This is a genomic window from Escherichia sp. MOD1-EC5950, assembly GCF_002965345.1.
Classification (GTDB): domain Bacteria; phylum Pseudomonadota; class Gammaproteobacteria; order Enterobacterales; family Enterobacteriaceae; genus Escherichia; species Escherichia marmotae.
In genome coordinates this window covers 22,380-45,352 of record NZ_PTSR01000003.1, presented here as the reverse complement: position 1 = coordinate 45,352, position 22,973 = coordinate 22,380, and the positions used below count along the sequence as shown (strand labels likewise).

Sequence of the window (22,973 nt, the reverse complement as noted above, 5' to 3'; positions counted from 1 at the left end):
GGCTTTTTTATCACCGCCGATAATTCACAATCACTTCATTACGCTGCACCTTCAGCGGCGGAATTAACCTCCCACCGCCTGGAACTTCCCAGATAAAGCGCAACGGTTCTGTCGCAGGTACGCCGGTAAATGCCACCGTACTCCCGCTCTGCCCGTCTAATTCGACACAACGAGATAGCGAACACAAGCGCACGCGCAGCCCTACAGGTGTCGGGCCGATAAGCTGATAACGCCAGGCCACCAGCGTCACCAATCCTGAAACCGGTTGTCGCGAAGTCAGAGACGCTGACGACATCGATTCACCACGATGATTTAGCGTCACGCCCGCGCTACTTGCCTGCCACATGCCCTCCCCGGCAGCCTGCACAAGCATCGGAAACAACAAAATAGCTAATAAGCTCCTCATTATTTGCCGCCAATCGTCGCCGTCATACGGATTTGGCGGTTATCAGAGAGTTCGAGATTCGAAAGCACCACCAGTTGCGGCAGGCTACGGCGCAGAAAACGAGATAATAATGGCCGTAGCGCATGGTTCACCAACAGCACTGGCGGCGCGCCCAGCATCTCCTGACGGGATAATGCCTCCTGAGTTTGTGCCAGCAAACGATCCGCCAGTCCAGGCTCCAGCCCGCCCCCGCCCTGCAATGCCTGTAACAGCAAACGCTCCAGCGGCGTGTCCAGGCCAATAACGTGAACTTCATCTTTGCCGGGAAACCATTGCTGGGTAATCGCCCGACCAAGCGCCACGCGGACGACGGCGGTTAATTCATGTGGATCGCTCTGGATGGGCGCATGTTCCGCCAGCGTTTCGAGGATGGTGCGCATATCGCGAATCGGCACTTTTTCATCAAGCAGGTTTTGTAGCACCTTGTGCAGCGTGGTGAGCGTGACGACGCCAGGAACTAAGTCCTCCGTTAGCTTTGGCATCTCCTGGGCGACGCGATCCAGTAACTGCTGCGCCTCCTGACGACCAAACAGTTCGGCGGCATGTTGGCTAATGAGGTGGTTAAGATGCGTTGCGACCACCGTGCTGGCCTCAACCACGGTATATCCCTGAATCTGCGCCTGTTCTTTTAGCGCGCTTTCGATCCAGATAGCATTCAGACCAAACGCCGGGTCGACCGTCGCTTCGCCGGGTAATGTTCCGGCGGCTGTCCCCGGGTTGATCGCCAGCCAGCGCCCCGGATAGGCATCGCCACTACCAATTTCAACGCCTTTCATCAGGATACGATAGCGGGCAGGTTGCAGATCCATATTGTCGCGAATGTGCACCACCGGCGGCAGAAAGCCCATCTCCTGGGCAAATTTCTTACGAATACTGCGAATACGCCCCAGCAACTCGCCATCCTGCTGAAAATCGACCATCGGGATCAGCCGATACCCCACCTCCATTCCCAGCGAGTCTTCCAGTTGCACATCGTTCCACGTCGCTTCAACAACGGCATTATTCTCCGCCATTTTTACCGGCTTCGGTTCGGCAGGCGCTTTTTGTTCGCGTCCACGGATCCACCACGCCAGCCCCAGCAGTCCCGCCGTGAACAGTAAAAATACCAGGTTTGGCATTCCTGGCACCAAACCAAGTAACCCCAGTACTGCGGCACTTAACAACATGACTCTGGGGTTACTGAAAAGCTGATTCACCATCTGCTCGCCAACATCCTGATCGGTGCTGACACGCGTGACGATGACCCCCGCAGCGGTAGAAATAACCAGCGCCGGGATTTGCGCCACCAGGCCATCACCGATGGTCAACAGCGTATAACTTTCTGCCGCATGGCCCATGCTCATGCCATGTTGCAGCACGCCGACCAGCAATCCGCCGACGACGTTAATGACCATGATGAGGATCCCGGCAATAGCATCACCACGAACAAACTTACTCGCCCCGTCCATTGAGCCGTAAAAATCGGCTTCCTGGGTCACTTCGGAACGACGTTTTTTCGCCTCATCTTCACCAATCAATCCGGCGTTGAGGTCGGCATCAATCGCCATCTGTTTACCCGGCATACCGTCGAGAACAAAGCGCGCCCCCACTTCCGCAATACGCCCGGCACCTTTGGTGATAACCATAAAGTTGATGATCACGAGGATGACGAATACCACAATGCCGATTGCAAAGTTACCGCCAACGAGGAAGTGACCGAACGCTTCAACGACCTTCCCCGCCGCCGCCGCACCAGTATGACCTTCCATCAAAATGATACGGGTTGAAGCCACGTTGAGCGCCAGACGCAACAGCGTGGTAAACAGCAGGATGGTCGGGAACGCGGCAAACTCGAGCGTGCGCTGGGTAAACATCGCCACCAGCAACACCATGATCGACAGGGCAATATTGAAGGTAAACAGCAGGTCGAGAATGAATGCGGGCAGTGGCAGCACCATCATCGACAAGATCAACAGGATCAAAATCGGTCCGGCAAGGATCTGCCATTGTGTCGATTTCAGGTTTGCGGGTAGGCGCAGCATTGCGACCAGATTACTCATGGGGCTGTTTCTCGTTGATAAAATCCAGGGCTTCCGGCACCGGAAGATGTGTGGGTTGTACGGGGCGTTGCCCACCGGCCAGACGCCAGCGTTTCAGTTGCCAGACCCAGGCCAGTACTTCTGCCACAGCGGCGTATAGTTGGCCTGGAATTTGTTGGCCTATTTCGCCATGTCGATACAGCGCACGCGCCAGCGGCGGTGCTTCAAGGGTCGGGACGTTATTTTCAGCGGCAATTTCACGAATGCGCAGTGCTACCAGCCCTGCACCTTTGGCGACCACTTTCGGCGCACTCATTTTGTTTTCGTCATATCGCAATGCCACTGAGTAGTGAGTTGGGTTGTTAACAATGACGTCCGCTTTCGGTACATCGGCCATCATCCGACGCCGCGCCGCAGCTCGCTGCATCTGACGAATTCGCCCTTTGACATGGGGATCGCCTTCGCTTTGTTTGAACTCATCACGAATGTCCTGCCGTGACATACGCAGCTTTTTCAGGTGGCTGAATATTTGAAAAAAGACGTCAAATCCCACCATTGGGATGACCCCAAGCACCACTAAAAGCGCGCACAATCCCACAACATCCATCGCGTTAGCCATTGCAGTAATGGGCGACTGCGCCATTAAGCGCATCATCTGCGGCCAGTGATGCCAGAGATAAAAACCAGTCACACTGCCGACCAAAGTGGATTTCAGTATCGCTTTCAGCAGCTCTGCGCCGGTTTGCGCTGAGAACATGCGTTTAATACCTGGTAACGGGTTGATTTTGGAAAACTTCGGCTGTAATGATTTGCCGCTAAATACCAGACCACCCAACATGACTGGCGAAATGAGTGCCACCAGCACCACGCCGCTAATCAGCGGCAACAGAGCCAACATGGCTTCTCTGATTAACTGAATAATCTGCCCCAGGATTAGGTTGGGGTCATTGATGATGTTGTGATCAAAATGCAGCCCGGCGGAGAGCATCCCAGACAACCGGTGAGCCAGAGACGCGCCACCAAACCAGATAACACACACGCCCACCAGCAAAATCAGCAGTGAGGTTAGCTCACGGGAGCGCGGGATCTGTCCCTCTTCCCGTGCTTTTTCAAGTCGGTGAGGTGTGGGGGCTTCTGTTTTGTCGTCGCTCTCGTCAGACACGTCGCCAATCCTGGAAATAGTGATAAGCGTGAATAATGCCAGAGCGGAAAGCGTTCAATGGTTAGAGTAAGGGGCAAAACAGGCGGGATTTAGGGCTTTTACCGCAGCACATCAGGCGTGGTGCCGCGTTTGTCGGATGCGGTGTAAACGTCTCATCCGGCCGCCTGATACGACGGGTCACGTCATATCAGGCAATACAAATTAAAAACCGAGACTATCCAACAAATCGTCAACCTGATCCTGGCTGGCTACCACACCCGCTTTGCTGCTATCAACCTGTGGCCCATTAAGCAGACTCTGGCTTTCACGCTTCGGACGCGCATCCTGTTCCGGAATGTTTTCCAGCAGCACCATCAACAACTGGCGTTCAATCTCCTGTATCACATCCATCATCCGTTTAATCACCTGGCCGGTGAGATCCTGAAAATCCTGTGCCATCATGATTTCCAGCAGTTGCGCATTGGTGAAACGGGTATGAACAGGCACATCCGCCAGAAATTGCCGCGTATCGGTCACCAGTTCACGGGCATCGGCAAGGTCAATCGGATCGGCAAACCAGGCATCCCAGCGTTGGGTTAATGCTTTTGCTGACTTCTCCATTTCATCCTGATGTGGCTGTGACGCCTCAACACTGTTCAGCGCACGCTCCGCAGCCTGGGCAGTCATCTGCACGACGTAGTACAAACGATCGCGGGCATCGGGGATGGCTTCAGCGGCCTCAGCTATCGCCTGATCCAGTCCAAGCTCCCGCAGACTGTCACGCAACATACGCGTCAGGCTGCCAATGCGCGCAATGATATCGCCAGCGGCATGTTCATCAGCCGGTTTGATTGATGGTTGCATCATAATCGCATCCTCACATGCCCAGTTTCTCAAAGATTTTGTTGAGTTTTTCCTCCAGCGTCGCGGCGGTAAATGGCTTAACCACATAGCCACTGGCCCCCGCTTGTGCTGCGGCGATAATGTTCTCTTTCTTCGCCTCTGCGGTCACCATCAACACCGGTAACGCCGACATCGCGCCATCAGCACGAATGGTTTTCAGCAGTTCCAGACCATCCATATTCGGCATATTCCAGTCGGAGATCACAAACCCATAACCGCCCGCCTGTAACTTGTTGAGAGCATCGGCACCATCTTCCGCTTCCTCAACATTGTTGAATCCCAGCTCTTTCAGCAGGTTACGCACAATGCGTCGCATGGTGGAAAAGTCATCCACAACCAAAAATTTAAGCTCTTTATCCGCCATCTCACACTCCTGATTTAAATACGTATCGCCTGTCCGGCACTGATTTTTGCCAGCATTTGCTGGCTTACCTGACTAAGATCGACCACTTCGCAGACGCCCCCCAAATTGATGGCCTCACGCGGCATACCGAAAACCACGCTGCTTGCTTCGTTTTGCGCGAGGGTCCATGCCCCCGCCTGACGCATCGCCAACATTCCCGCCGCGCCATCGTTACCCATGCCCGTCAGGATCACCCCAACAGCATTACGCCCCGCCTGTTTGGCAACAGAATGGAACAACACATCTACCGAAGGCCGATGACGGTTAACCGCCGGGCCATCGTGAATTTTGATTTGATAGTTCGCGCCACTGCGCGCCAGTTCCATATGCCGATCGCCCGGCGCGATATAGGCATGTCCCGGTAAGACGCGTTCACCGTCTTCAGCCTCTTTAACGCCGATCTGACACAGCTTGTTAAGTCGGTCAGCAAAAGAGCGGGTGAAACCGGGCGGCATATGCTGGGTGATTAACAGCGCCGGGCTGGAAAGTGGCAACGGTTGCAGTACGTGACGAATCGCCTCTGTTCCGCCCGTTGAGGCACCAATTGCAATCAATTTTTCTGAACTCAACAGCGGGCCAGCCTTCAGCGTTGCCGGTGGCGATAACGGTTTATGCGCGGCCAGGCTCGCTCTTGACGCCGTTCGTACCTTTTCGGCAATCATTTCGCTATACGCCAGCATTCCTTCGCGAATACCCAGTTGTGGTTTGGTGACAAAATCTATCGCCCCTAACTCAAGCGCGCGCAGCGTGACTTCGGAACCTCTGCCGGTCAGAGAAGAAACCATCACCACCGGCATTGGTCGCAAACGCATTAATTTTTCGAGGAAATCCAGCCCGTCCATCCGCGGCATTTCAACGTCCAGCGTCAACACATCAGGGTTGAATTTCTTAATCAAATCACGCGCGACCAGCGGATCAGGAGCCGTCGCAACCATTTCCATGTCGCTATGGCTGTTGATGATTTCCGTCATGATCTGGCGCATCAATGCCGAATCATCGACAGACAACACCCTGATTTTGCTCATCGTTATTCCTTACTTAGCGCATACACCGTCTGACCTCGCAACGTGAAGCTGCGCTCAAGATGGCTAAAGTTTTCAGAGTGACCCGCAAACAGCAATCCGTCGGGCTTAAGTAGCGGTACAAAGCGACGCAAAATCTCCTGTTGAGTCGTTTGATCAAAGTAGATCATGACGTTACGGCAGAAGATCGCATCAAACGGCCCCGGTACGGTGTACTGTTTCGCCAACAAATTCAGCGGCGAAAAATCGACATAATTCGCCAGCTCCTGACGCACGCGCACCAGCCCTTCATGCGGTCCCGTGCCGCGCATGAAGTAACGCTGGAGTTGTTGTGGCGTCAGGTTTTTCAGCTCTTCATGGCGATAAATGCCGCTTTTAGCTTTCTCCAGGACTTCGGTATCGATATCACTGGCAAAGACTTTCCAGCGTCCGGGCGCAGTGCCCAATGTGTCCGCCAGCGTCATCGCAATACTGTACGGTTCTTCGCCTGTCGATGCCGCTGCACTCCATACGCGATATTCCCCAGAACAGCGGCGGGCGTGAGTTGCGATCAGCGGAAAATGATGCCCTTCACGAAAAAATGCCGTCAGGTTGGTCGTCAATGAGTTAATAAATGCCTGCCACTCGCTGCTGCACTGATTAGATTCCAGCATATTCAGATAATGCCCAAAATCTGCCAGTCCCAGCGAACGCAAACGGCGTACCAGCCGGTTGTAGACCATGTCACGTTTGTGATCGGCCAGAACGATCCCCGCACGTTGGTAGATCAATTGACTTATCCGCCGAAAATGAACGTCGGAAAGCGCGAGGCGCTCGGTCATCTGTAACAATAAAGACGTTTGCCCACAGGGCAGAGATGATGTCATAGCGCCTTCTCAGTCACTTCAGGAAACCACTGGCACAGCCTGTAACTGCGCCGATTGTGTCGTATAACCACTTGTAAATAGCGCCATCAGAGACGATACGCGCGACGTTCTGTTGCATCATCTGATCAATCTGGCAACAATGGTGCTTGAGTAAATAGCCATCAAAATGTTTCCCAGTTTGGAGCTTGTTCAGCGATATGCCGGCGTGGTTGTGTTGGTGGTTTTTCACTGGCTGGCCGGGATTGAAGCGGTGGTTTTTGGGATTGCGGGCTGGCAGCCAGACGAAACGCGGATACTGCCTGCGTTAAACGACTGGCCTGCTCTTCCAGCGCGGCGGCTGCAGCGGCTGACTCCTGCACCAACGAGGCGTTCTGTTGAGTCACACGATCCATTTCCGACACGGCCTGCGCCACTTGATCAATGCCACGGCTCTGTTCATCGGAGGCTGAAGCAATTTCCCCCATAATGTCGGTAACGCGCGTAACCGCATTAACGATGTTGGTCATCGTCTCTCCGGCGCTTTCAACCAGCACCGAACCGGTATCGACGCGGGATACTGAGTCTTCAATCAGGGCTTTAATCTCTTTTGCCGCCTGGGCGCTACGGCTGGCAAGATTACGCACTTCACCCGCAACCACGGCAAAACCACGTCCCTGTTCACCGGCACGGGCAGCTTCTACGGCGGCGTTCAGCGCCAGTATATTGGTCTGGAAAGCAATACCGTCGATAACGCTGATGATGTCAGCAATTTTCTTCGAACTGTCAGCAATTTCGTGCATGGTTTTCACCACGCCATCCACCACTTTACCGCCGTGCATGGCAGTGTCGGAGGCACTTTGCGCCAGTTGCGAGGCCTGGCGGGCATTATCGGCGTTCTGTTTCACCGTGGCGGTGAGTTGTTCCATGCTGGCAGCAGTCTCTTCCAGTGCAGAGGCCTGCTGTTCAGTTCGGGAGGAGAGATCGGTATTACCTGCAGTAATTTCACGCGTACCAACGTAGATGGCATCTGAACCTTCGCGCACGTGGGTGACTGTATCAGTCAGAGAACGTTGCATATGCGAAACGCTCTGCGCCAGCTCGCCCATTTCACTGCGTCCAGCAATGGCCAGGTTATTCGCCTGGTTACCACCCGAAATTTCACGGATGTGGGTAATGATTTTTGCCAGCGGGTTAAGCAACATGCGGCGAATGCCATACCATGCCACCAGAAGAATCAGTACCACCACCAGCGCGATAACGGCCAGTTGCCACTGGGCAAAACGGTAATCACTGGCATTGTCGACAACGATATTGCGGTACAATTTTTCGCTGCTACGGGCGTACTGCCCAAAAGCCTCTCCCATCGCATTTTGCATTCCCTGGGTTGGCTGGGCAAAATAGGCTCCGGTGTTACCATAATCAAGATAATCAATCAGTTCAGTTAATGCCGTGTGGTAATTTTTGTATTTTTCATCAATATGACTACTGGCGGCAGCCATTTCGGGTAACGGTGCCATGCTTTTGAATTTTTTATAATGAACAGCCGCCTGCGCCAACGTTTTCCTGGCGCTATCAAGCAATTCAATTTTTGCACTACTTTGTTGATTGGATGGGTCCATCATCATCCGCACCGCTGAACGACTCAGGTTAATGCGCGTTTGCAGCATGAGATCCCAGGTTGAAGTTAACTCGCCCTGTTGTTCCCGTAGTTCATTGGAAACCACAAAGCTTTGCTGGCTATGGTGCAGCGAAGAAAAAAACAGACTGCCGGACATGAGCTGTAACAGTGCAAATACCCCCAGCACCATCATCAGCAGCGTAACTACGCGGATACGGTTAATCATAAGGCACCTTCCTGAAAACAAGTTGATCCCGTTATCGGCAGGAAGGTGGGAAACTTTATTGCTTAGATCAATCGTAGAGAGATGACTTAAAATAAAAAAACCCGATGTGCGCATCATCGGGTTCTGCCTTTATTTATTGCTGAACGCGAAATTACGCGACGTCTGCGGTCGCATTATCTAACAGCGCCATCTCTTCACTATTTAGCAGTTTTTCGATATTAACCAGAATCAGCATGCGGTCACTCAGCGCGCCCAGTCCCGTAAGATATTCAGTGGAAAGCGTCACGGCAAATTCCGGTGCCGGGCGAATTTGTTCCGCCGTCAACGAAAGAACGTCCGATACGCCGTCAACCACTATGCCGACCACGCGCTGGCCAAGATTCAGGACGATCACGACTGTGTTGTCGTTATAGTCCACATCGACCTGGCTGAACTTAATGCGTAAGTCGACAATTGGCACAATGACGCCGCGCAGGTTAGTGACGCCTTTGATAAACGCTGGCGTATTCGCAATCCGCGTGACCTGGTCGTAACCACGGATCTCCTGCACTTTCAGAATGTCTATGCCGTACTCTTCATCACCAAGGGTAAATACCAGAAATTCCTGGCCTGACGGTTCGCTGGCCAGTTTTGTTACATTTGTCATACCGGTCATATTTATTACCTTTTTACTCAATCAGGCGGCGGTGTTCGCCATACATTGTTCGCGGTTTATTGCCTGCAAGGCTGAGACATCAACAATCAGTGCTACGCTTCCGTCGCCAAGAATTGTTGCGGCGGATATTCCAGGAATTTTGCGATAGTTACTTTCAAGGTTTTTCACCACCACCTGGTGTTGACCAATTAATTGATCCACCAGCAAGGCATAACGACGACCACCACTTTGCAGGATCACGACAATCCCCTGGGTGGCTTCAGTTTTCGCACCAGCGACATTAAACACTTTCCACAGTTCGACTATTGGCAGATATTCACCACGCACTTCAAGTACCCGCTCGCCACCTGCCAGCGGATGCAGATCGACTTCACGGGGTTGCAGTGATTCCATGACAGCATTCAGCGGCAGAATGAAAACTTCATCAGCAACGCGCACGGACATACCGTCGAGGATCGCCAGTGTCAGCGGTAGTAAAATGCGGATCGTTGTACCTGTGCCCGGCTTCGACTTGATTTCGACATGGCCGCCCATCTCCTGGATATTACGTTTAACGACATCCATGCCGACGCCACGCCCGGAAACATCGGTAACCTGCTCCGCCGTGGAAAAACCCGGAGCAAATATCAACATCGCCACTTCGTCGTCGCTCATGTTGTCGCTGACAGGCAGCCCTTGCGAGGCGGCTTTTGCCAGAATCCGCTCACGATTTAGTCCCGCGCCATCGTCGGTCACTTCGATGCAGATGTTACCGCCCTGATGTTCGGCAGACAGGATCAAATTTCCGACGCTATTTTTACCTGCGGCGAGGCGTTTTTCCGGCAGTTCTATACCGTGGTCAAGGCTGTTGCGTACCAGGTGGGTCAGCGGATCGATAATGCGTTCTATCAGACTCTTGTCGAGTTCGGTGGAGCTGCCTATAAGCGTGAGTTCTACTTGTTTGCCGAGTTTACCCGCCAGGTCGCGCACCAGCCGCGGATAGCGGCTAAAGACATATTCCATCGGCATCATACGAATCGACATCACCGATTCCTGCAAATCACGGGCGTTACGTTGTAACTGCCCCATGCTGGTAATCAAATCCCCATGATTTACCGGGTCCAGTTCACTGGAGCGCTGAGCGAGCATTGACTGGGTGATGGCCAGTTCACCGACCAGGTTTATCAGTTGATCAACCTTTTCTACCGCCACACGGATGCTGGTCGATTCGCTACCGCGCGTCGTTTTTTCCCGCTCTACGCGTCCGGCTGGTGCTTCTGTTGCGGCCAGTTCCAGCACTGGCGGGGTCGATACTGTTGGTGCAGGTTCTACCGCTTCAAAGGCAATCTGATCGGCTTCAATCACAAAACAGAGCACGGCGGTAATGTCGTCTTCCGCAATATCTCCCGACATTGTTGCAGATAATGAATCCGCGCCTTTAACCACGTCAGTTAATGTGGTCAACTGCTCCAGTTCGTCTTCCAGCAGATCGACTTCATCCGCCTTCAGGCGTGAAAGGATAATTCGTCGCGGCGACTCACTGTTACTCTGCTCATTTTGCGGTTCACTTTTGGCAACCACACTTAACCGGGTCACTGCGGGCACCGTTTCGCCTTTCGCTTCTAATGCCAGTTGACGCAAGGCCTGGCAGATATAATCGAAGCTGGCGGCATCCGGCTCTTGCGACTGTTTATAAGCGTCGAGCTGTTCCTGCATGATATCCTTCGTTTCCAAAAACAGATTGATAATGTCGGTATTAAGCTGCATCTCACCGCGTCTGGCTTCATCGAGCAGGTTTTCCATCAGATGCGTGGTTTTCTGTAACACGGTAAAACCAAAAGTTCCTGCCCCTCCTTTGATGGAATGGGCCGCACGAAAGATAGCATTCAATTGTTCGGCATCTGGCGCTTCTGGCTGCAAATCCAGCAGATACTGCTCCATATCGGCCAACAATTCGTCCGCTTCATCAAAAAATGTCTGATAAAAATCGCTTATATCCATGCTCACGCTGTCACCTCGGTTCGGCTGATGGCATTGTGGGAACACTGACCTGCGGAGCGCCCCCAGTTTTTTCCAGTACACTTACCGGCTCATTCTGGCTTTCAGCGTTTTCATGCAAAATGGCCTGCTCGGCCTGTCTGTTCAGGACCAGCAGACTGATTCGACGGTTGACAGCATCATCAGGTCCGCGATCGCTTAAACGCATGGTCGCCGCCATGCCGACGACGCGCAGAATTTTGCCATCAGCCAGCCCCCCCACCATTAGCTCACGGCGCGACGCATTAGCGCGTTCGGCAGAAAGCTCCCAGTTGCTGTAGCTTTGCTCACCATTGGCGTAAGGGAAATCATCGGTATGACCGGAGAGACTGATACGGTTAGGAATACCATTCAGCACTGGCGCAATACTCCGCAGAATGTCGCGCATATAGGGTTCGACGTCAGCACTGCCGGTTTTAAACATCGGGCGATTCTGGCTGTCGATAATCTGAATGCGTAAACCTTCCTGTACCAGATCGATTTTGAGATGTGGACGCAGCGCCCGTAGTTTCGGGTCTGACTCTATAAGCTGGTCGAGATCGCCACGCAATTTCCGCAACCGACTTTGCTCCATGCGTTTTTTCAGTTCTTCAATGTCCGGCTGCTTATTCACTTCTCCCTGACTCTGAGTGTAATCATCACCGCCGCCGGGAATTGGGCTTTCGCTATTAGAAATGCGATCACCACCCGTTACCGCGGTCGCCAACGGCGTGCGGAAATATTCCGCTATCTGAATCAGCTCTTTTGGGCTGGAAATGGAGATCAGCCACATCACCAGAAAAAAAGCCATCATCGCGGTCATAAAGTCAGCATAAGCAATCTTCCACGATCCATGCGCCGAGCCGTGGCTTTTTGCTTTGCGTCGTTTGACGACAATTATTGGATGCGCGTGATTCTTCATACTTCCTCGGTTGTCGTCTGCTGTTGCGGATTTTTTACCGCGCGAACGTGTTCTTCCAGCTCAACAAACGATGGCCGTTCACTGGAGTAGAGCGTTTTACGACCAAATTCAACGGCAATTGGCGGTGCATAACCGTTCAGATTAGAAAGCAGTATGACTTTGACGCATTGCATCATTTTGCTGGTCTCTGCGCTTTTCTGGCGCAAAACACTCGCCAGTGGGGAAATAAATCCGTAAGCCAGTAAGATACCGAGGAAAGTCCCCACCATCGCATGAGCAATCAGCGCCCCCAGTTCGGCGGCAGGCCGGTCAGCCGATCCCAGCGCGTGAACCACCCCCATCACTGCCGCGACAATACCAAATGCCGGGAGCGAGTCACCGACCAGCGCCAGGCTGTTAGCGGGAACTTCCGACTCGCTTTCGTGGGTTTCAATTTCTTCATCCATCAGCGCTTCGATTTCGAAGGTATTCATATGGCCACTGATGATCAGGCGCAGATAATCAACGATAAAATCAAGCATAACGGTATCCGCGAGGATGCGGGGATAACTGGCGAAGATCTCGCTTTCGCGGGGGTTTTCAATATCGCGCTCCAGCGAAAACATGCCCATCTGTCGCGATTTCGCCATGAGTCGGTAAAGCAGTGCCAGCAGATCCATATACATCGCTTTGGTGTATTTGGAGCGGCGAAACAGTAACGGCAGCGCTTTGAGCGTGCCTTTGATTGCTTTACCGTTGTTACCGACAATAAACGACCCAATACCTGCACCGGCAATAATCACCAGTTCAGCGGGTTGATAGAGTGCTCCAAGGCTTCCGCCGGTCATCAAATAACCGCCGAAAACTGTACCGAGAACAACCAGGTAACCTAATAAGATAAGCACGACATCATCCTTTCACTGTTGACCATGACAGGATGTTCAGTCGTCAGACGCTAACTTACCGTTGGGAAAAAAAAGCAGCGGCAATCACTTACCGCTGCTGGAGTGTTTCGCCACATCGTGTGAGTTAAACAGCCTGTACTCTCTGTTCATCCAGCAGTTGAGGGATAATATCGGCAGGGTTTTGAGAAAGTTTACGTCTTTTTACCGCACGTGATGGCGGTTGACATAAGCTGCAGGCAAAGCTGCCAACAGGCTGATGGGCATGGGTGATAAAATTACCGCCGCAACATTTGCAACTGGAAAGTTGTAGTAAACCACTTTCAACAAATCGCACCAGTGTCCAGGCGCGGGTCAACGCCAGTAGCGGACCGTCTTCGGCTTGCGGACACTGTTCGAGGTATAAACGATAGGCTTTGATCACTGCATCGACGCCGTTACATAACCCTGTTTTCAGTAAAAACTGCCATGCATTACAAAACATCGACGCATGAACATTTTGTTCCCAGGTCATAAACCAGTCGGTGGAAAATGGCAACATGCCTTTCGGTGGGGGGCTTCCGCGCAGTTCTTTATAGAGTTTGATCAGCCGTCCACGACTTAATTGTGTTTCACTTTCCAGCATCTGCAAACGAGCGCCAAGGGTGATCAACTCCATTGCCAGTTGAATATCCCGGGCTTCCTGAACAATGCTTTTTTCGCTCATTGTCAGGCCCTTTTTTTACGTAGCACTTCTTCGGGCTGATTAACATCATTCAACAAACGCGTAGATAGCATGATGCCGGTATGAACTTGCTGGAGATCGTCAACGCGGGAATCCTGCGTTAACTGATTAATAGTCTGGTGGCTGTCAAAGCGGAAATGGCAAATCAGTTGATTGGTTTCTGCCAGTTTAACCATTTGAGGAAGAGTCAGCGTCGCTAACGTTGTTGCCATTTCTTCATTAATACCGAGACGAAACATGGCGGACGCTTTGTCCTGAACGATCAGACGTTGTGCAAGAAGTAAATATGACAAATTAATGTCATAAATATGTTTCAGCAACTCGGAGGTATGCATTATTCCCATCCAGAATAACTAACTTTATTTTTATGCGGTATCACCGCACCCCGTGATGTCGCCGGGAAATCCCGGTAAAAAGTAAAGAACAATGGAATAGTTGCGATCAACGAAAAAACACACAGGCAGTGTAAGAGATGAAACAATCCCTTACAGAGAACAGTGTTTTTTACACTTATCTAAGATTTTTCCTAATTCGACGCAACTGTACTCGTCACCACTCACACATACAACGGAGCGGTGTTGCGATTTTCGATAATGTGTGACTCAGATCACACAAAACAATCAATTACTTAACATTAATGTATAAGTCATACTTTTGTTTTGGTCATATTTCATTCTGTTAAAAAGTTTTTCAGCTTGCCAGGCTTCAAAAATGAAGTGGGTAGATAAAATGATGATGTTGCGCACTGTTAATATAAATCACCGTAAATAACCACCTGCTACATATAAAATAAATATATTCACCTCCTATAACTTATTTTCAAACAGAGAGTTACATAACATGAGTTTCTTCAAGTGAAAATAAATCCGGGAACATCTCATATGTTGCAACAATGTTCTATAAATATTATCCATTTGTTCTATACGGGGAATTGATAATTTTAGTTTTTATAACCTCATCTGTAATCATGTGATAACTGTACGTTATTAATTAGCCTCACTTACTAATAACCAGCCTAATATTTACTGTTTTGACTGAGTTGTTATTGCATCAGTACCTCATTCAGAGTAAAGCTGTAATAACACCTGAAGTTCACAGAATAAGGAGCAGGTTATGAGCTATACCAATATTCTTGTTGCTGTTGCTGTCTCACCAGAAAGTCAGCAACTGTTAGCAAAAGCGGTTTCTATCGCCCGTCCGGTAAATGGGCGCATAAGTTTAATCACTCTTGCTTCCGACCCGGAAATGTTCAATCAATTAGCCGCGCCGATGCTTGAAGATTTACGCAGCGTGATGCAGGAAGAAACACAAAACTTTCTTGATAAATTAATTCAGGATGCGGGATATCCGGTAGAAGAGACATTTATTGCTTACGGAGAGTTAAGCGAACATATTCTGGCAGTATGCCGTAAACATAAGTTCGATTTGGTGATTTGCGGTAACCATAATCACAGTTTCTTTTCGCGAGCGTCCTGCTCAGCGAAAAGTGTGATTGCCTCAAGTGAGGTTGATGTGCTGTTAGTTCCACTTAAAGGGGATTAATTCCACTTACGCCAGCTTTGGAAAGGTAGCGACTTTATCGCGTTGCTGACTTTCCGCGCTTCGCGGTACTACCTGCTTTAGGTCGCGGATAAAGCACTCCTGCCAGTGTTTAATATCGTTTTTGATAATAACTTCCAGCATTTCTGCATGGCGGGAAATACGTTCCGCCAGCGACATGCTCAACGCCCGATTGAGCGCCGCCGCGACTTCATCACGATCGTATGGGTTAACAATTAGCGCTGACGTCAGTTCGTTTGCCGCACCGGCAAACTGAGAAAGTACCAGTACGCCCGGATTTGCAGGATCCTGAGCGGCGACATACTCTTTTGCGACCAGATTCATCCCATCACGCAGCGGCGTCACTAACCCGACATCGGAATAGCGGAAGATTTTCATCAATAATTTACGATCAAAATGCTGATTCAGATAATAAAGCGGCGTCCAGCCTAATTGCCCATATTTACCGTTAATTCTCCCGGCTTCATTTTCCAACTGATGACGAATATCCTGATACGCTTGCACATCACCACGCGAGGTCGGCGCGATCTGGGTATAACGAATTTTACCATGATGTTGCGGATATTTTTCCAGCAGCGCTTCATAAGCAAGAAAACGTTCTGGCAAACCTTTGGAATAATCCAGCCGCTCGACAGAAAAGATATTCTGCACATTTTTCAGTTCCGCTTTTAATTGCGCCAGTTTTGCCGGTAGCGGCCCGGCAGCCTGTTTAGCAATCTCATCCGGTTCAATACCAATCGGGTAAACTTCTGTACGAAATGCTTTGCCCCAGGCCGTGTGATTGCGCGAGCTACGTGTCGTGACCCGCGTCAAGTTGGAAAGGCAATCCAGGAACGCCAGACGATCGTTTTCTGTCTGAAACCCCAGCAAATCATAATCACAAAGCTGTTCCAGCAATGTGTCATAAATTGGTAGCGCATTAAAGATTTCCGGTGTCGGAAAAGGAATATGCAGGAAGAAACCGATGCGATTGTTCACGCCGCGTTTACGTAATTCCTGCGCAAATGGCAACAAGTGATAATCGTGGATCCAGATAATGTCATCATCTTCCAGCAGCGGCAGTAATTTGTCTGCCAGTAACGCATTCACGCGTAAATAGCCTTCCCACGCTGAACGCTGAAATTGCACCAGATCGAGTCGGTAATGGAATGCCGGCCAGAGAACGGCATTGGAGAATTGGTTGTAGTATTCGTCGAGATCTTTTTCACTGAGGTTAAAAGAGGCCCAGGTAATATTTCCTTTTTTCACCTTTTTTAGCGGCTGATCCTCATTCCCTGTTTCGCCACTCCAGCCAAACCACAGTCCACCTGCAGTTTTCAGTGCCCCCAGTATGCCGACAGCAAGGCCACCGGCACTGGCGGCGTGCTCGTCTGGTGGTGCAATTCGGTTAGATACTACGACTAAACGACTCATAGTCATCACTCCTGTTATTTTCTCTTTTTTGTTTTTGTAATGCGTTGGTTATCAATTCAAGCCAGCCCCAGACATCCGGCACGCCCGCCAGCCGCCATGATGCCTGAGTTGCGCCTGTACCAATTTTTACTGACATTCCCCCCAGTCGATTAATAACCGCGAAGCCAGATTCATCGGTTAAATCATCGCCCAGAAACACCGGCTTCCGACCGATGAAGGGAACTTCCTGCATAAATGCAGCAATAGCCTCCCCTTTACTGGTGCCTCGCGGTTTAATCTCGACGACACACTTTCCCTGTTGTAATGCCATTTGCGGCCAAATCTGAGTAATACGTTGCGCTAACGTCAATAAGGCGTCTTCATGCTGCGGTGCCTGACGATAATGCAGTGCAAACGCCATCCCTTTGGATTCCAGCTCCGTGCCGGAAAGTTGGGCAATCGCCGTATGCAGTTGCACACTAATATCACGAGCAATCGCTTCCGGCAGGTGAACGATATGCGTTTTACCATTGATGTCACGGCGCTCCGCCCCATGCACGCCCGCTAACGGGAAGCGATAAGGTTTTGCCAGTGCGTCAAGTTCCACCATTGAGCGCCCTGATATCAATGCCAATGCACCATCACTTGCGGTTGCCAGTAGCTGAAGTCCTTGCAGAATAGTGTCAGGCACGACGACCTGATCAGGATGCGGTTTGATTTCCGCCAGCGTTCCATCGAGATCAAAAAACCAGGCATATTTCGCGGATAGTTCAGGGGGTTCGGTTAACGGTTCTGTCACCCGGTACTCCTCCTTATCTTTTTATAGTTCGCGCAGAACGCGCTTTACAGACATGTAAGTATAGACAGTGTGACGTAGCTCGCCATTTGCAAAAAAGAACAGCCAACCTTTGTGGCGGTTGGCTGTGGAGGAAAGTCGAACTAAATTTATGCTGAAAAAAACATCAGACAGTGCGTTTCGCTTTTTGCTTATAACGGTCGAAGATCACCGCCGCCAGCAGGATTAAGCCACGGACAACGTACTGCGCAAACGGAGAAATATTGAGCAGGTTCATGGCGTTTTCTACAGTGCCTAAAATTAAGATACCCGCCACTACATATGAGATTTTTCCGATGCCACCTTTCAGAGAAACGCCGCCTAAAACGCAGGCGGAGATAACAATCAACTCATAGCCTATCGAAGTCATCGGCTGACCGCTGGTCATACGTGAAGCCAGAACAATCCCGGCAATTGCCGATACCAGACCAGAGAGAACAAAGATAATGATTTTGGTGCGGACAACGGGTACACCAGCCAGACGCGCCGCCTCTTCATTACCACCAATCGCCAGCGTGTTGCGCCCAAAGGTGGTTTTGTTCAGCAGCAAACCGAAGACAATCAGACAAGCCACCGTAAGCCAGATTGGCGCAGGCAGGCCGAACCAGTTGGCATAACCAAGAGCAAAGAAACTTTCATCTTCGATACCGACCGCTTTACCATCAGAAATGATGTACGCCAGACCACGAACAATCTGCATCGTCGCCAGCGTCGTAATCAAGGCGTTGATTTTTAGTTTGGCGATAACAAAACCATTCACCAGACCACAGAGGACGCCCAGCAGCAAGCCTGCCGCCACGCCAATCCACAGGCTTTCGGTCAGATTGATAACCACCGCCGTCGTGACACCTGCGCAGGCAATTACCGAAGCGACGGAAAGGTCAAAGTCCCCCGAAGCGAGGCAGAACAACATGCCGCAAGCCACCATTCCCGACATGGAGATTGCCAGCCCGAGACCTTTCATATTAATGAAGGTGGCAAAGTTCGGTACAAAAATGGCACAGGCGATAAACAGCACCGCAAACACCACCAGCATACCGTACTGATCCCAGATACGGCCGAGGCTGAATGACGACTTAGGCGCGCCAGACCCCGATGTAGAAACAGAAGACATCATACTCTCCTTACTCAGGCAACAGCCTGGCTGACTTTAGGCATAGCAAGGCTTAGTGCCTGACGCTCATCTGCCTGTTCGTGTAGCAATTCACCGGCGATTTCGCCCTCACGCATAACGACAATACGATCGGCTACGCCAAGGACTTCGGGCAGATCGCTGGAGGCAAACAGCACCGCCACGCCCTGCGCCGCCAGCGTATAAATCACGTTGTAAATTTCGTGCTTAGCGCCCACATCAATGCCGCGCGTTGGTTCATCCAGCAAAATGACCTTCATATCTTCCGATAACCAGCGCCCAAGAATGGCTTTTTGCTGATTACCACCAGAGAGATTCATGATCAGTTGCTCTGCGCCCGGCGTTTTGATGTTGAGCGAACGAATGTGGTGATCAGCATTGTTTTCTTCCCAGCCGTTGTTGATCACACAACCGCCGAGCACATGCTTGCGACGGGCGCTGATGTTGATATTGTCACGAACGGAATGCACCGGAATAATGCCTTCCGCTTTGCGATCTTCCGGGCAGAGCATCATACCAGCAGCAATAGCGTGGCCCGGTTTACGGATATCGATCGGCCTTTGGTCGATATAAACCTGACCGGCAGTGATTTGCGTACCGCCAAACATACCTTTCATTAATTCGCTACGCCCTGCCCCTACCAGCCCAAACAGACCGACGATTTCGCCACTGCGAACAGTCAGGCTTATTGGCGTGCGTACACCTGGTGCTTTCACTGCATCCAGACGCAGCCGCTCCTCACCATAGCTGCGCGGTTGCCAGCCGTAGATATCACCGAGATCGCGACCAACCATCGCCTGTACCAGTGACTCATGATTTACTTGCTGCATATCAGTGAAGGTTTTGACATAACGCCCATCTTTGAAGACGGTAATGGCGTCACTTAGGGCAAATATTTCTTCCATACGGTGAGAAACGTATAAGATCACTCGCCCCTCTTTTCGCAGTTCACGAATGACGCGGAAAAGGTTGTCAATTTCTCGTGCCGACAGAGAACTGGTTGGCTCATCAAAGGCGATAATTTTGGCGTTACGCGCCAGCGCTTTGGCTATTTCAACCATCTGCCACTGGCCGATGGAGAGATATTTCAGTGGCGTACCGGGGTCAATATCCATCCCCAGATGTTTAAGTTGTAAACCCGCTTCATAGTTCAGCAGCGAACGATTCACTATGCCGCCTTTATGAGGAAGCTGGCCGAGATAAATATTTTCCGCGACGGTCATTTCCGGCACGAGATGCAGTTCCTGGTAAATAATCGCAACCCCCGCGTTAAGCGCAGCGGTAGTGTCGGAAAAGGATATTTCCTGTCCGCTAATTGCGACAGAACCCGTGGTTGGCGCATAGTTGCCGCTAAGGATTTTTAAGAGTGTTGATTTACCGGCACCATTTTCACCCATCAACGCATGAACCTGACCGGCATAGCAGTCAAAACTGATGTCCGTAAGCGCCTTAACGCCGGGAAAGGTTTTACCAATGCCGCGAAATGAGAGATACGGGGTAGACTGTTGCATAACGTCTCCGTGAATCACTGGTCATTCACACCCCCTCTGCATCACGCAGAGGGGAATTTTTTCGGCAGATTACTTACCGCCTAACCCTTTTTTCTCCAGTTCTTCTTTAAAGTTGTCGCGCGTAATCAGAACGACATCGGTAACTTCAGTGAATTTCGGTGGTTCTGCGTCTTTCGCTACCCAGTTGTAGAGCATTTCGCTGGACTTATAACCATGTACGTCCGGGCTTGGCAGCAGTGAACCGTAGAAACCGGTAGCCTGGGCTTTGGACAACTCGCTTACTGCATCCACGCCGTTGATACCGATACCGATGATATCTGCCGCTTTAAAGCCCTGACCTTCCGTCGCGCGCACGCCGCCAAGCACAGTGCTATCGTTCATCCCGACGATCAGCCAGTGTTTAACTTCAGGATGCTGAACCAGCATGGAGTTGGCGGCGTCAAATGCCCCCGGGATATCGTTAGATTTGGTAGGAACCTGATAAATTTGTTTTTCCGGGAATCCGGCAGCTTTCAGCGCGTCCATAGAGCCTGTAGTACGACGACGAGCGGTATCCAGTTCGTTAGCTGTAATCGCCATTACGGCACTTTCTTTTACATCCCAACCTCGTTTCTGCATCTCTTTATACAGTTCCTGGCCCTGACGCTCGCCAATTTTGGTCGCCGCCATCATCACCAACGGCACGGTATCCATCGGCTTACCTTTGGCATTTACAAACTGATCATCCACGGCAATAACTTTCATACCATAGCCACGTGCTTTCGCCACAATAGCGGAACCCAATTTCGGGTCTGGCGTACAAATGACAAATCCTTTCGCGCCACTGGCCGCCAGGCTGTCGATAGCGTTCAGCGTTTTTTCACCATCCGGTACGGCAATCTTAATAACTTCAAAGCCTAAATCTTTCCCGGCTTTATCGGCAAATTTCCATTCGGTCTGGAACCACGGCTCTTCGGGTTGCTTTACCAGGAAACCGAGTTTCAGGTTTTCTGCCATAGCGGATTGTGACATAACAGCAGCCAGACCGATGGCCGCAAGAGCTTTAGTAAATTTGTGCATGGTTATCTCCAGCTTTAGCATCATTTTTTGTAGGGTAAAAACTAAGAACTTTGGTTAATTTAATCGGAAAACAAAGCATTACCTTTAACGAAAAGATAATTGGCCGTGTTGGCATAGTTTTAGCGAGAAATTAATTCTCCATAGGAGAGCAATATCACATCGCAGAATTACAGTCAGAACGTGCATGAATTTAGCGAGAAATGACATACTGGAAACAACAATTGTCTGACAAATAAAAAGTGCATTAGCAGATTAGTCCATGACATTAGCCTGGAAGTCCTTGTGGTATGCGTTGAGTGGTCTGGAGTGTCTTTTTTTTAATCTAATTATTACCGGACAGAAGTCTGTCCATTTTAAGCTGAATGGTAAAATGGGTAAGCGCTTGTACAAAATTCATTTCGGCGTTAATTATCACCACCATCATTAATTAAGAGTAAATCGATAATGAGAGCCACCTCTCATAGTCAGGAAAAGTTTTAAAATATCACATCGTCATCATGTCATTAATATTTTAATTTAATATCAATGAGATACACAAATACACAGCATTGACAATTATTGCAAACCCATTGCTCTTATCAATGAAATGTAAAAAATTATAAACTTGGTGATTTAAGGATTTTCTTATATTCGTTCAGACGTTATGCTTATTTCAGATCATCGTCAGAATTGACTCCACGAGCACATTTCGGACATGCAGAAAGGAATTATTCTGCAAACAGTAATTACGGTGTTTTGATTCATCTTGCACCTCACGTCTTCTGGATATAAGGATATTAGGTATGGCAACCACTGGAATGCTTCTCAAACTCAACACCCAAATGAACCGCGAGTTTTACGCATCCAATCTCTACCTTCACCTGAGCAACTGGTGTTCTGAACAAAGTCTGAATGGCACCGCTACTTTCCTTCGCGCCCAGGCACAGAGTAACGTGACCCAAATGATGCGCATGTTTAATTTTATGAAAAGTATCGGCGCGACGCCCATCGTTAAAGCTATTGATGTGCCAGGTGAAAAGCTTAACTCTCTGGAAGAACTCTTCCAAAAAACGATGGAAGAATACGAGCAGCGTTCAAGCAAGCTGGCACAATTAGCCGATGAAGCTAAAGAATTGAATGATGATTCAACCGTCGATTTCCTGCGCGATCTGGAAAAAGAACAGCAGCACGATGGCCTGTTACTGCAAACCATTCTTGATGAAGTACGCAGCGCGAAACGTGCCGGTATGTGCCCTGTCCAGACCGACCAGCATGTTCTTAATGTTGTGTCGCATCAGATACACTAATAAAAATCGACGCCTTAAATCACGCGCCGGATATAAAAATTGTTGAGAAAACCGCTGCTTCATACTCTTGAAGCAGCGGTTTTTTTAATGGGATTCGCTTTGTGGGGTAAACTTGAGTTCAATCAATGCGATAGCTTTTTGGATAGCACGCATCGTAACCGGATCGGCTGCGGCGGGATGGTTAGTAAAATCAATATTCTTCAACTGGCCAGACATTTTTTCACGAACCTCAACAGGTGCAATCACATCGAGTACGTCGAGAATTTGTTTGATCACCAACTGGCAAGCGACAACATCAGAAACCAGTTCCTGATCGGCATTCAGCGGCTGGGACATTGTAAACTCCTGATAGCATTTGAAAGCCGATATAGTAGCGGCTTCACTTCTTCAGCGATAGTCA

At 50.3% G+C, this 22,973-nt stretch carries 22 protein-coding genes; 2 read left to right on the top strand and 20 right to left on the bottom strand.

Annotation, left to right across the window (positions count from 1 at the left end; translation table 11 throughout):
• Positions 1 to 10: 10 nt before the first annotated feature.
• The 14 genes from flhE to flhD form a co-directional block, all read right to left on the bottom strand.
• Positions 11 to 406, bottom strand: a complete 396-nt coding sequence (flhE, locus tag BEA93_RS04775; RefSeq protein WP_001257156.1) for a flagellar protein FlhE — start codon at positions 404 to 406, stop codon at positions 11 to 13.
• The gene (gene flhA, locus BEA93_RS04770) at positions 406 to 2,484 is read right to left on the bottom strand and encodes a flagellar biosynthesis protein FlhA (protein WP_000067990.1); all 2,079 of its coding nucleotides are present in this window, start codon (positions 2,482 to 2,484) and stop codon (positions 406 to 408) included. Before flhA ends, flhE begins: the two co-directional genes overlap by 1 nt.
• A complete protein-coding gene (gene flhB / locus BEA93_RS04765) occupies positions 2,477 to 3,625 on the bottom strand; it encodes a flagellar biosynthesis protein FlhB (protein WP_001516553.1) in 1,149 nt (382 codons plus the stop codon). Before flhB ends, flhA begins: the two co-directional genes overlap by 8 nt.
• 201 nt (positions 3,626 to 3,826) lie before the next feature.
• A complete protein-coding gene (gene cheZ, locus BEA93_RS04760; protein ID WP_000983595.1) occupies positions 3,827 to 4,471 on the bottom strand; it encodes a protein phosphatase CheZ in 645 nt (214 codons plus the stop codon).
• 10 nt (positions 4,472 to 4,481) lie between these two features.
• Positions 4,482 to 4,871 carry a chemotaxis response regulator CheY gene (gene cheY, locus BEA93_RS04755; RefSeq protein ID WP_000763855.1) on the bottom strand — a complete coding sequence of 130 codons (390 nt, stop codon included), beginning with the start codon at positions 4,869 to 4,871 and terminating at the stop codon, positions 4,482 to 4,484.
• Between the two features lie 14 nt (positions 4,872 to 4,885).
• Entirely contained in the window at positions 4,886 to 5,935 is a 1,050-nt protein-coding gene (gene cheB, locus BEA93_RS04750) for a protein-glutamate methylesterase/protein glutamine deamidase (protein ID WP_000036407.1), read from the bottom strand.
• A gap of 2 nt (positions 5,936 to 5,937) precedes the next feature.
• Positions 5,938 to 6,798: a protein-glutamate O-methyltransferase CheR gene (gene cheR / locus BEA93_RS04745; protein WP_001516555.1), complete on the bottom strand. Its 861-nt coding sequence runs from the start codon at positions 6,796 to 6,798 to the stop codon at positions 5,938 to 5,940.
• A 161-nt stretch (positions 6,799 to 6,959) separates the two neighbouring features.
• Positions 6,960 to 8,621, bottom strand: coding sequence for a methyl-accepting chemotaxis protein II (gene tar / locus BEA93_RS04740; RefSeq protein ID WP_105224427.1), 1,662 nt, complete (start codon positions 8,619 to 8,621; stop codon positions 6,960 to 6,962).
• 151 nt (positions 8,622 to 8,772) lie between these two features.
• A complete protein-coding gene (cheW, locus tag BEA93_RS04735; protein ID WP_000147305.1) occupies positions 8,773 to 9,276 on the bottom strand; it encodes a chemotaxis protein CheW in 504 nt (167 codons plus the stop codon).
• 21 nt (positions 9,277 to 9,297) lie between these two features.
• Positions 9,298 to 11,262: a chemotaxis protein CheA gene (gene cheA / locus BEA93_RS04730; protein WP_105224426.1), complete on the bottom strand. Its 1,965-nt coding sequence runs from the start codon at positions 11,260 to 11,262 to the stop codon at positions 9,298 to 9,300.
• A 4-nt stretch (positions 11,263 to 11,266) separates the two neighbouring features.
• Complete coding sequence (gene motB, locus BEA93_RS04725; protein ID WP_000788500.1) at positions 11,267 to 12,193, bottom strand: flagellar motor protein MotB; 927 nt, start codon at positions 12,191 to 12,193, stop codon at positions 11,267 to 11,269.
• A complete protein-coding gene (gene motA, locus BEA93_RS04720; protein WP_000906344.1) occupies positions 12,190 to 13,077 on the bottom strand; it encodes a flagellar motor stator protein MotA in 888 nt (295 codons plus the stop codon). The genes motB and motA overlap by 4 nt, the downstream gene beginning before the upstream one ends.
• Before the next feature lie 124 nt (positions 13,078 to 13,201).
• A complete protein-coding gene (flhC, locus tag BEA93_RS04710) occupies positions 13,202 to 13,780 on the bottom strand; it encodes a flagellar transcriptional regulator FlhC (RefSeq protein WP_016248815.1) in 579 nt (192 codons plus the stop codon).
• Between the two features lie 2 nt (positions 13,781 to 13,782).
• Positions 13,783 to 14,133 (bottom strand): flagellar transcriptional regulator FlhD, encoded by a 351-nt coding sequence (flhD, locus tag BEA93_RS04705; RefSeq protein ID WP_001516558.1) that lies wholly within the window; start codon positions 14,131 to 14,133, stop codon positions 13,783 to 13,785.
• Between the two features lie 778 nt (positions 14,134 to 14,911).
• On the opposite strand from flhD, the gene uspC reads away from it, so the two are divergent.
• Entirely contained in the window at positions 14,912 to 15,340 is a 429-nt protein-coding gene (gene uspC / locus BEA93_RS04700) for a universal stress protein UspC (protein ID WP_000122662.1), read from the top strand.
• Between the two features lie 6 nt (positions 15,341 to 15,346).
• Here uspC and otsA read toward each other — a convergent pair whose 3' ends face one another.
• The 5 genes from otsA to araF form a co-directional block, all read right to left on the bottom strand.
• Positions 15,347 to 16,771, bottom strand: coding sequence for an alpha,alpha-trehalose-phosphate synthase (gene otsA / locus BEA93_RS04695; RefSeq protein ID WP_001516559.1), 1,425 nt, complete (start codon positions 16,769 to 16,771; stop codon positions 15,347 to 15,349).
• Positions 16,746 to 17,549, bottom strand: coding sequence for a trehalose-phosphatase (gene otsB, locus BEA93_RS04690; protein ID WP_000138763.1), 804 nt, complete (start codon positions 17,547 to 17,549; stop codon positions 16,746 to 16,748). The genes otsA and otsB overlap by 26 nt, the downstream gene beginning before the upstream one ends.
• Before the next feature lie 163 nt (positions 17,550 to 17,712).
• Positions 17,713 to 18,699 carry an arabinose ABC transporter permease AraH gene (gene araH / locus BEA93_RS04685; protein WP_000100211.1) on the bottom strand — a complete coding sequence of 329 codons (987 nt, stop codon included), beginning with the start codon at positions 18,697 to 18,699 and terminating at the stop codon, positions 17,713 to 17,715.
• Positions 18,700 to 18,713: 14 nt separating this feature from the next.
• On the bottom strand, positions 18,714 to 20,228 hold the full coding sequence (araG, locus tag BEA93_RS04680; RefSeq protein ID WP_001187777.1) for an arabinose ABC transporter ATP-binding protein AraG: 1,515 nt from the start codon (positions 20,226 to 20,228) through the stop codon (positions 18,714 to 18,716).
• Positions 20,229 to 20,297: 69 nt separating this feature from the next.
• Entirely contained in the window at positions 20,298 to 21,287 is a 990-nt protein-coding gene (gene araF, locus BEA93_RS04675; protein ID WP_000548681.1) for an arabinose ABC transporter substrate-binding protein AraF, read from the bottom strand.
• A gap of 782 nt (positions 21,288 to 22,069) precedes the next feature.
• Here araF and BEA93_RS04665 point away from each other — a divergent pair.
• Entirely contained in the window at positions 22,070 to 22,573 is a 504-nt protein-coding gene (locus BEA93_RS04665) for a non-heme ferritin-like protein (protein ID WP_000246123.1), read from the top strand.
• Between the two features lie 84 nt (positions 22,574 to 22,657).
• Here BEA93_RS04665 and yecJ read toward each other — a convergent pair whose 3' ends face one another.
• A complete protein-coding gene (yecJ, locus tag BEA93_RS04660) occupies positions 22,658 to 22,909 on the bottom strand; it encodes a DUF2766 family protein YecJ (RefSeq protein ID WP_000082115.1) in 252 nt (83 codons plus the stop codon).
• Between the last annotated feature and the right edge of the window lie 64 nt (positions 22,910 to 22,973).

Bases quoted from the DNA above. Each gene is read 5' to 3' on its own strand.
- flhE (WP_001257156.1), bottom strand. From the start codon at position 406: ATGAGGAGCTTATTAGCTATTTTGTTGTTTCCGATGCTTGTGCAGGCT.
- flhA (WP_000067990.1), bottom strand. From the start codon at position 2,484: ATGAGTAATCTGGTCGCAATGCTGCGCCTACCCGCAAACCTGAAATCG.
- cheZ (WP_000983595.1), bottom strand. From the start codon at position 4,471: ATGATGCAACCATCAATCAAACCGGCTGATGAACATGCCGCTGGCGAT.
- cheY (WP_000763855.1), bottom strand. From the start codon at position 4,871: ATGGCGGATAAAGAGCTTAAATTTTTGGTTGTGGATGACTTTTCCACC.
- cheB (WP_000036407.1), bottom strand. From the start codon at position 5,935: ATGAGCAAAATCAGGGTGTTGTCTGTCGATGATTCGGCATTGATGCGC.
- cheR (WP_001516555.1), bottom strand. From the start codon at position 6,798: ATGACATCATCTCTGCCCTGTGGGCAAACGTCTTTATTGTTACAGATG.
- tar (WP_105224427.1), bottom strand. From the start codon at position 8,621: ATGATTAACCGTATCCGCGTAGTTACGCTGCTGATGATGGTGCTGGGG.
- cheW (WP_000147305.1), bottom strand. From the start codon at position 9,276: ATGACCGGTATGACAAATGTAACAAAACTGGCCAGCGAACCGTCAGGC.
- motB (WP_000788500.1), bottom strand. From the start codon at position 12,193: ATGAAGAATCACGCGCATCCAATAATTGTCGTCAAACGACGCAAAGCA.
- flhC (WP_016248815.1), bottom strand. From the start codon at position 13,780: ATGAGCGAAAAAAGCATTGTTCAGGAAGCCCGGGATATTCAACTGGCA.
- flhD (WP_001516558.1), bottom strand. From the start codon at position 14,133: ATGCATACCTCCGAGTTGCTGAAACATATTTATGACATTAATTTGTCA.
- uspC (WP_000122662.1), top strand. From the start codon at position 14,912: ATGAGCTATACCAATATTCTTGTTGCTGTTGCTGTCTCACCAGAAAGT.
- otsA (WP_001516559.1), bottom strand. From the start codon at position 16,771: ATGAGTCGTTTAGTCGTAGTATCTAACCGAATTGCACCACCAGACGAG.
- araH (WP_000100211.1), bottom strand. From the start codon at position 18,699: ATGTCTTCTGTTTCTACATCGGGGTCTGGCGCGCCTAAGTCGTCATTC.
- araG (WP_001187777.1), bottom strand. From the start codon at position 20,228: ATGCAACAGTCTACCCCGTATCTCTCATTTCGCGGCATTGGTAAAACC.
- araF (WP_000548681.1), bottom strand. From the start codon at position 21,287: ATGCACAAATTTACTAAAGCTCTTGCGGCCATCGGTCTGGCTGCTGTT.
- BEA93_RS04665 (WP_000246123.1), top strand. From the start codon at position 22,070: ATGGCAACCACTGGAATGCTTCTCAAACTCAACACCCAAATGAACCGC.
- yecJ (WP_000082115.1), bottom strand. From the start codon at position 22,909: ATGTCCCAGCCGCTGAATGCCGATCAGGAACTGGTTTCTGATGTTGTC.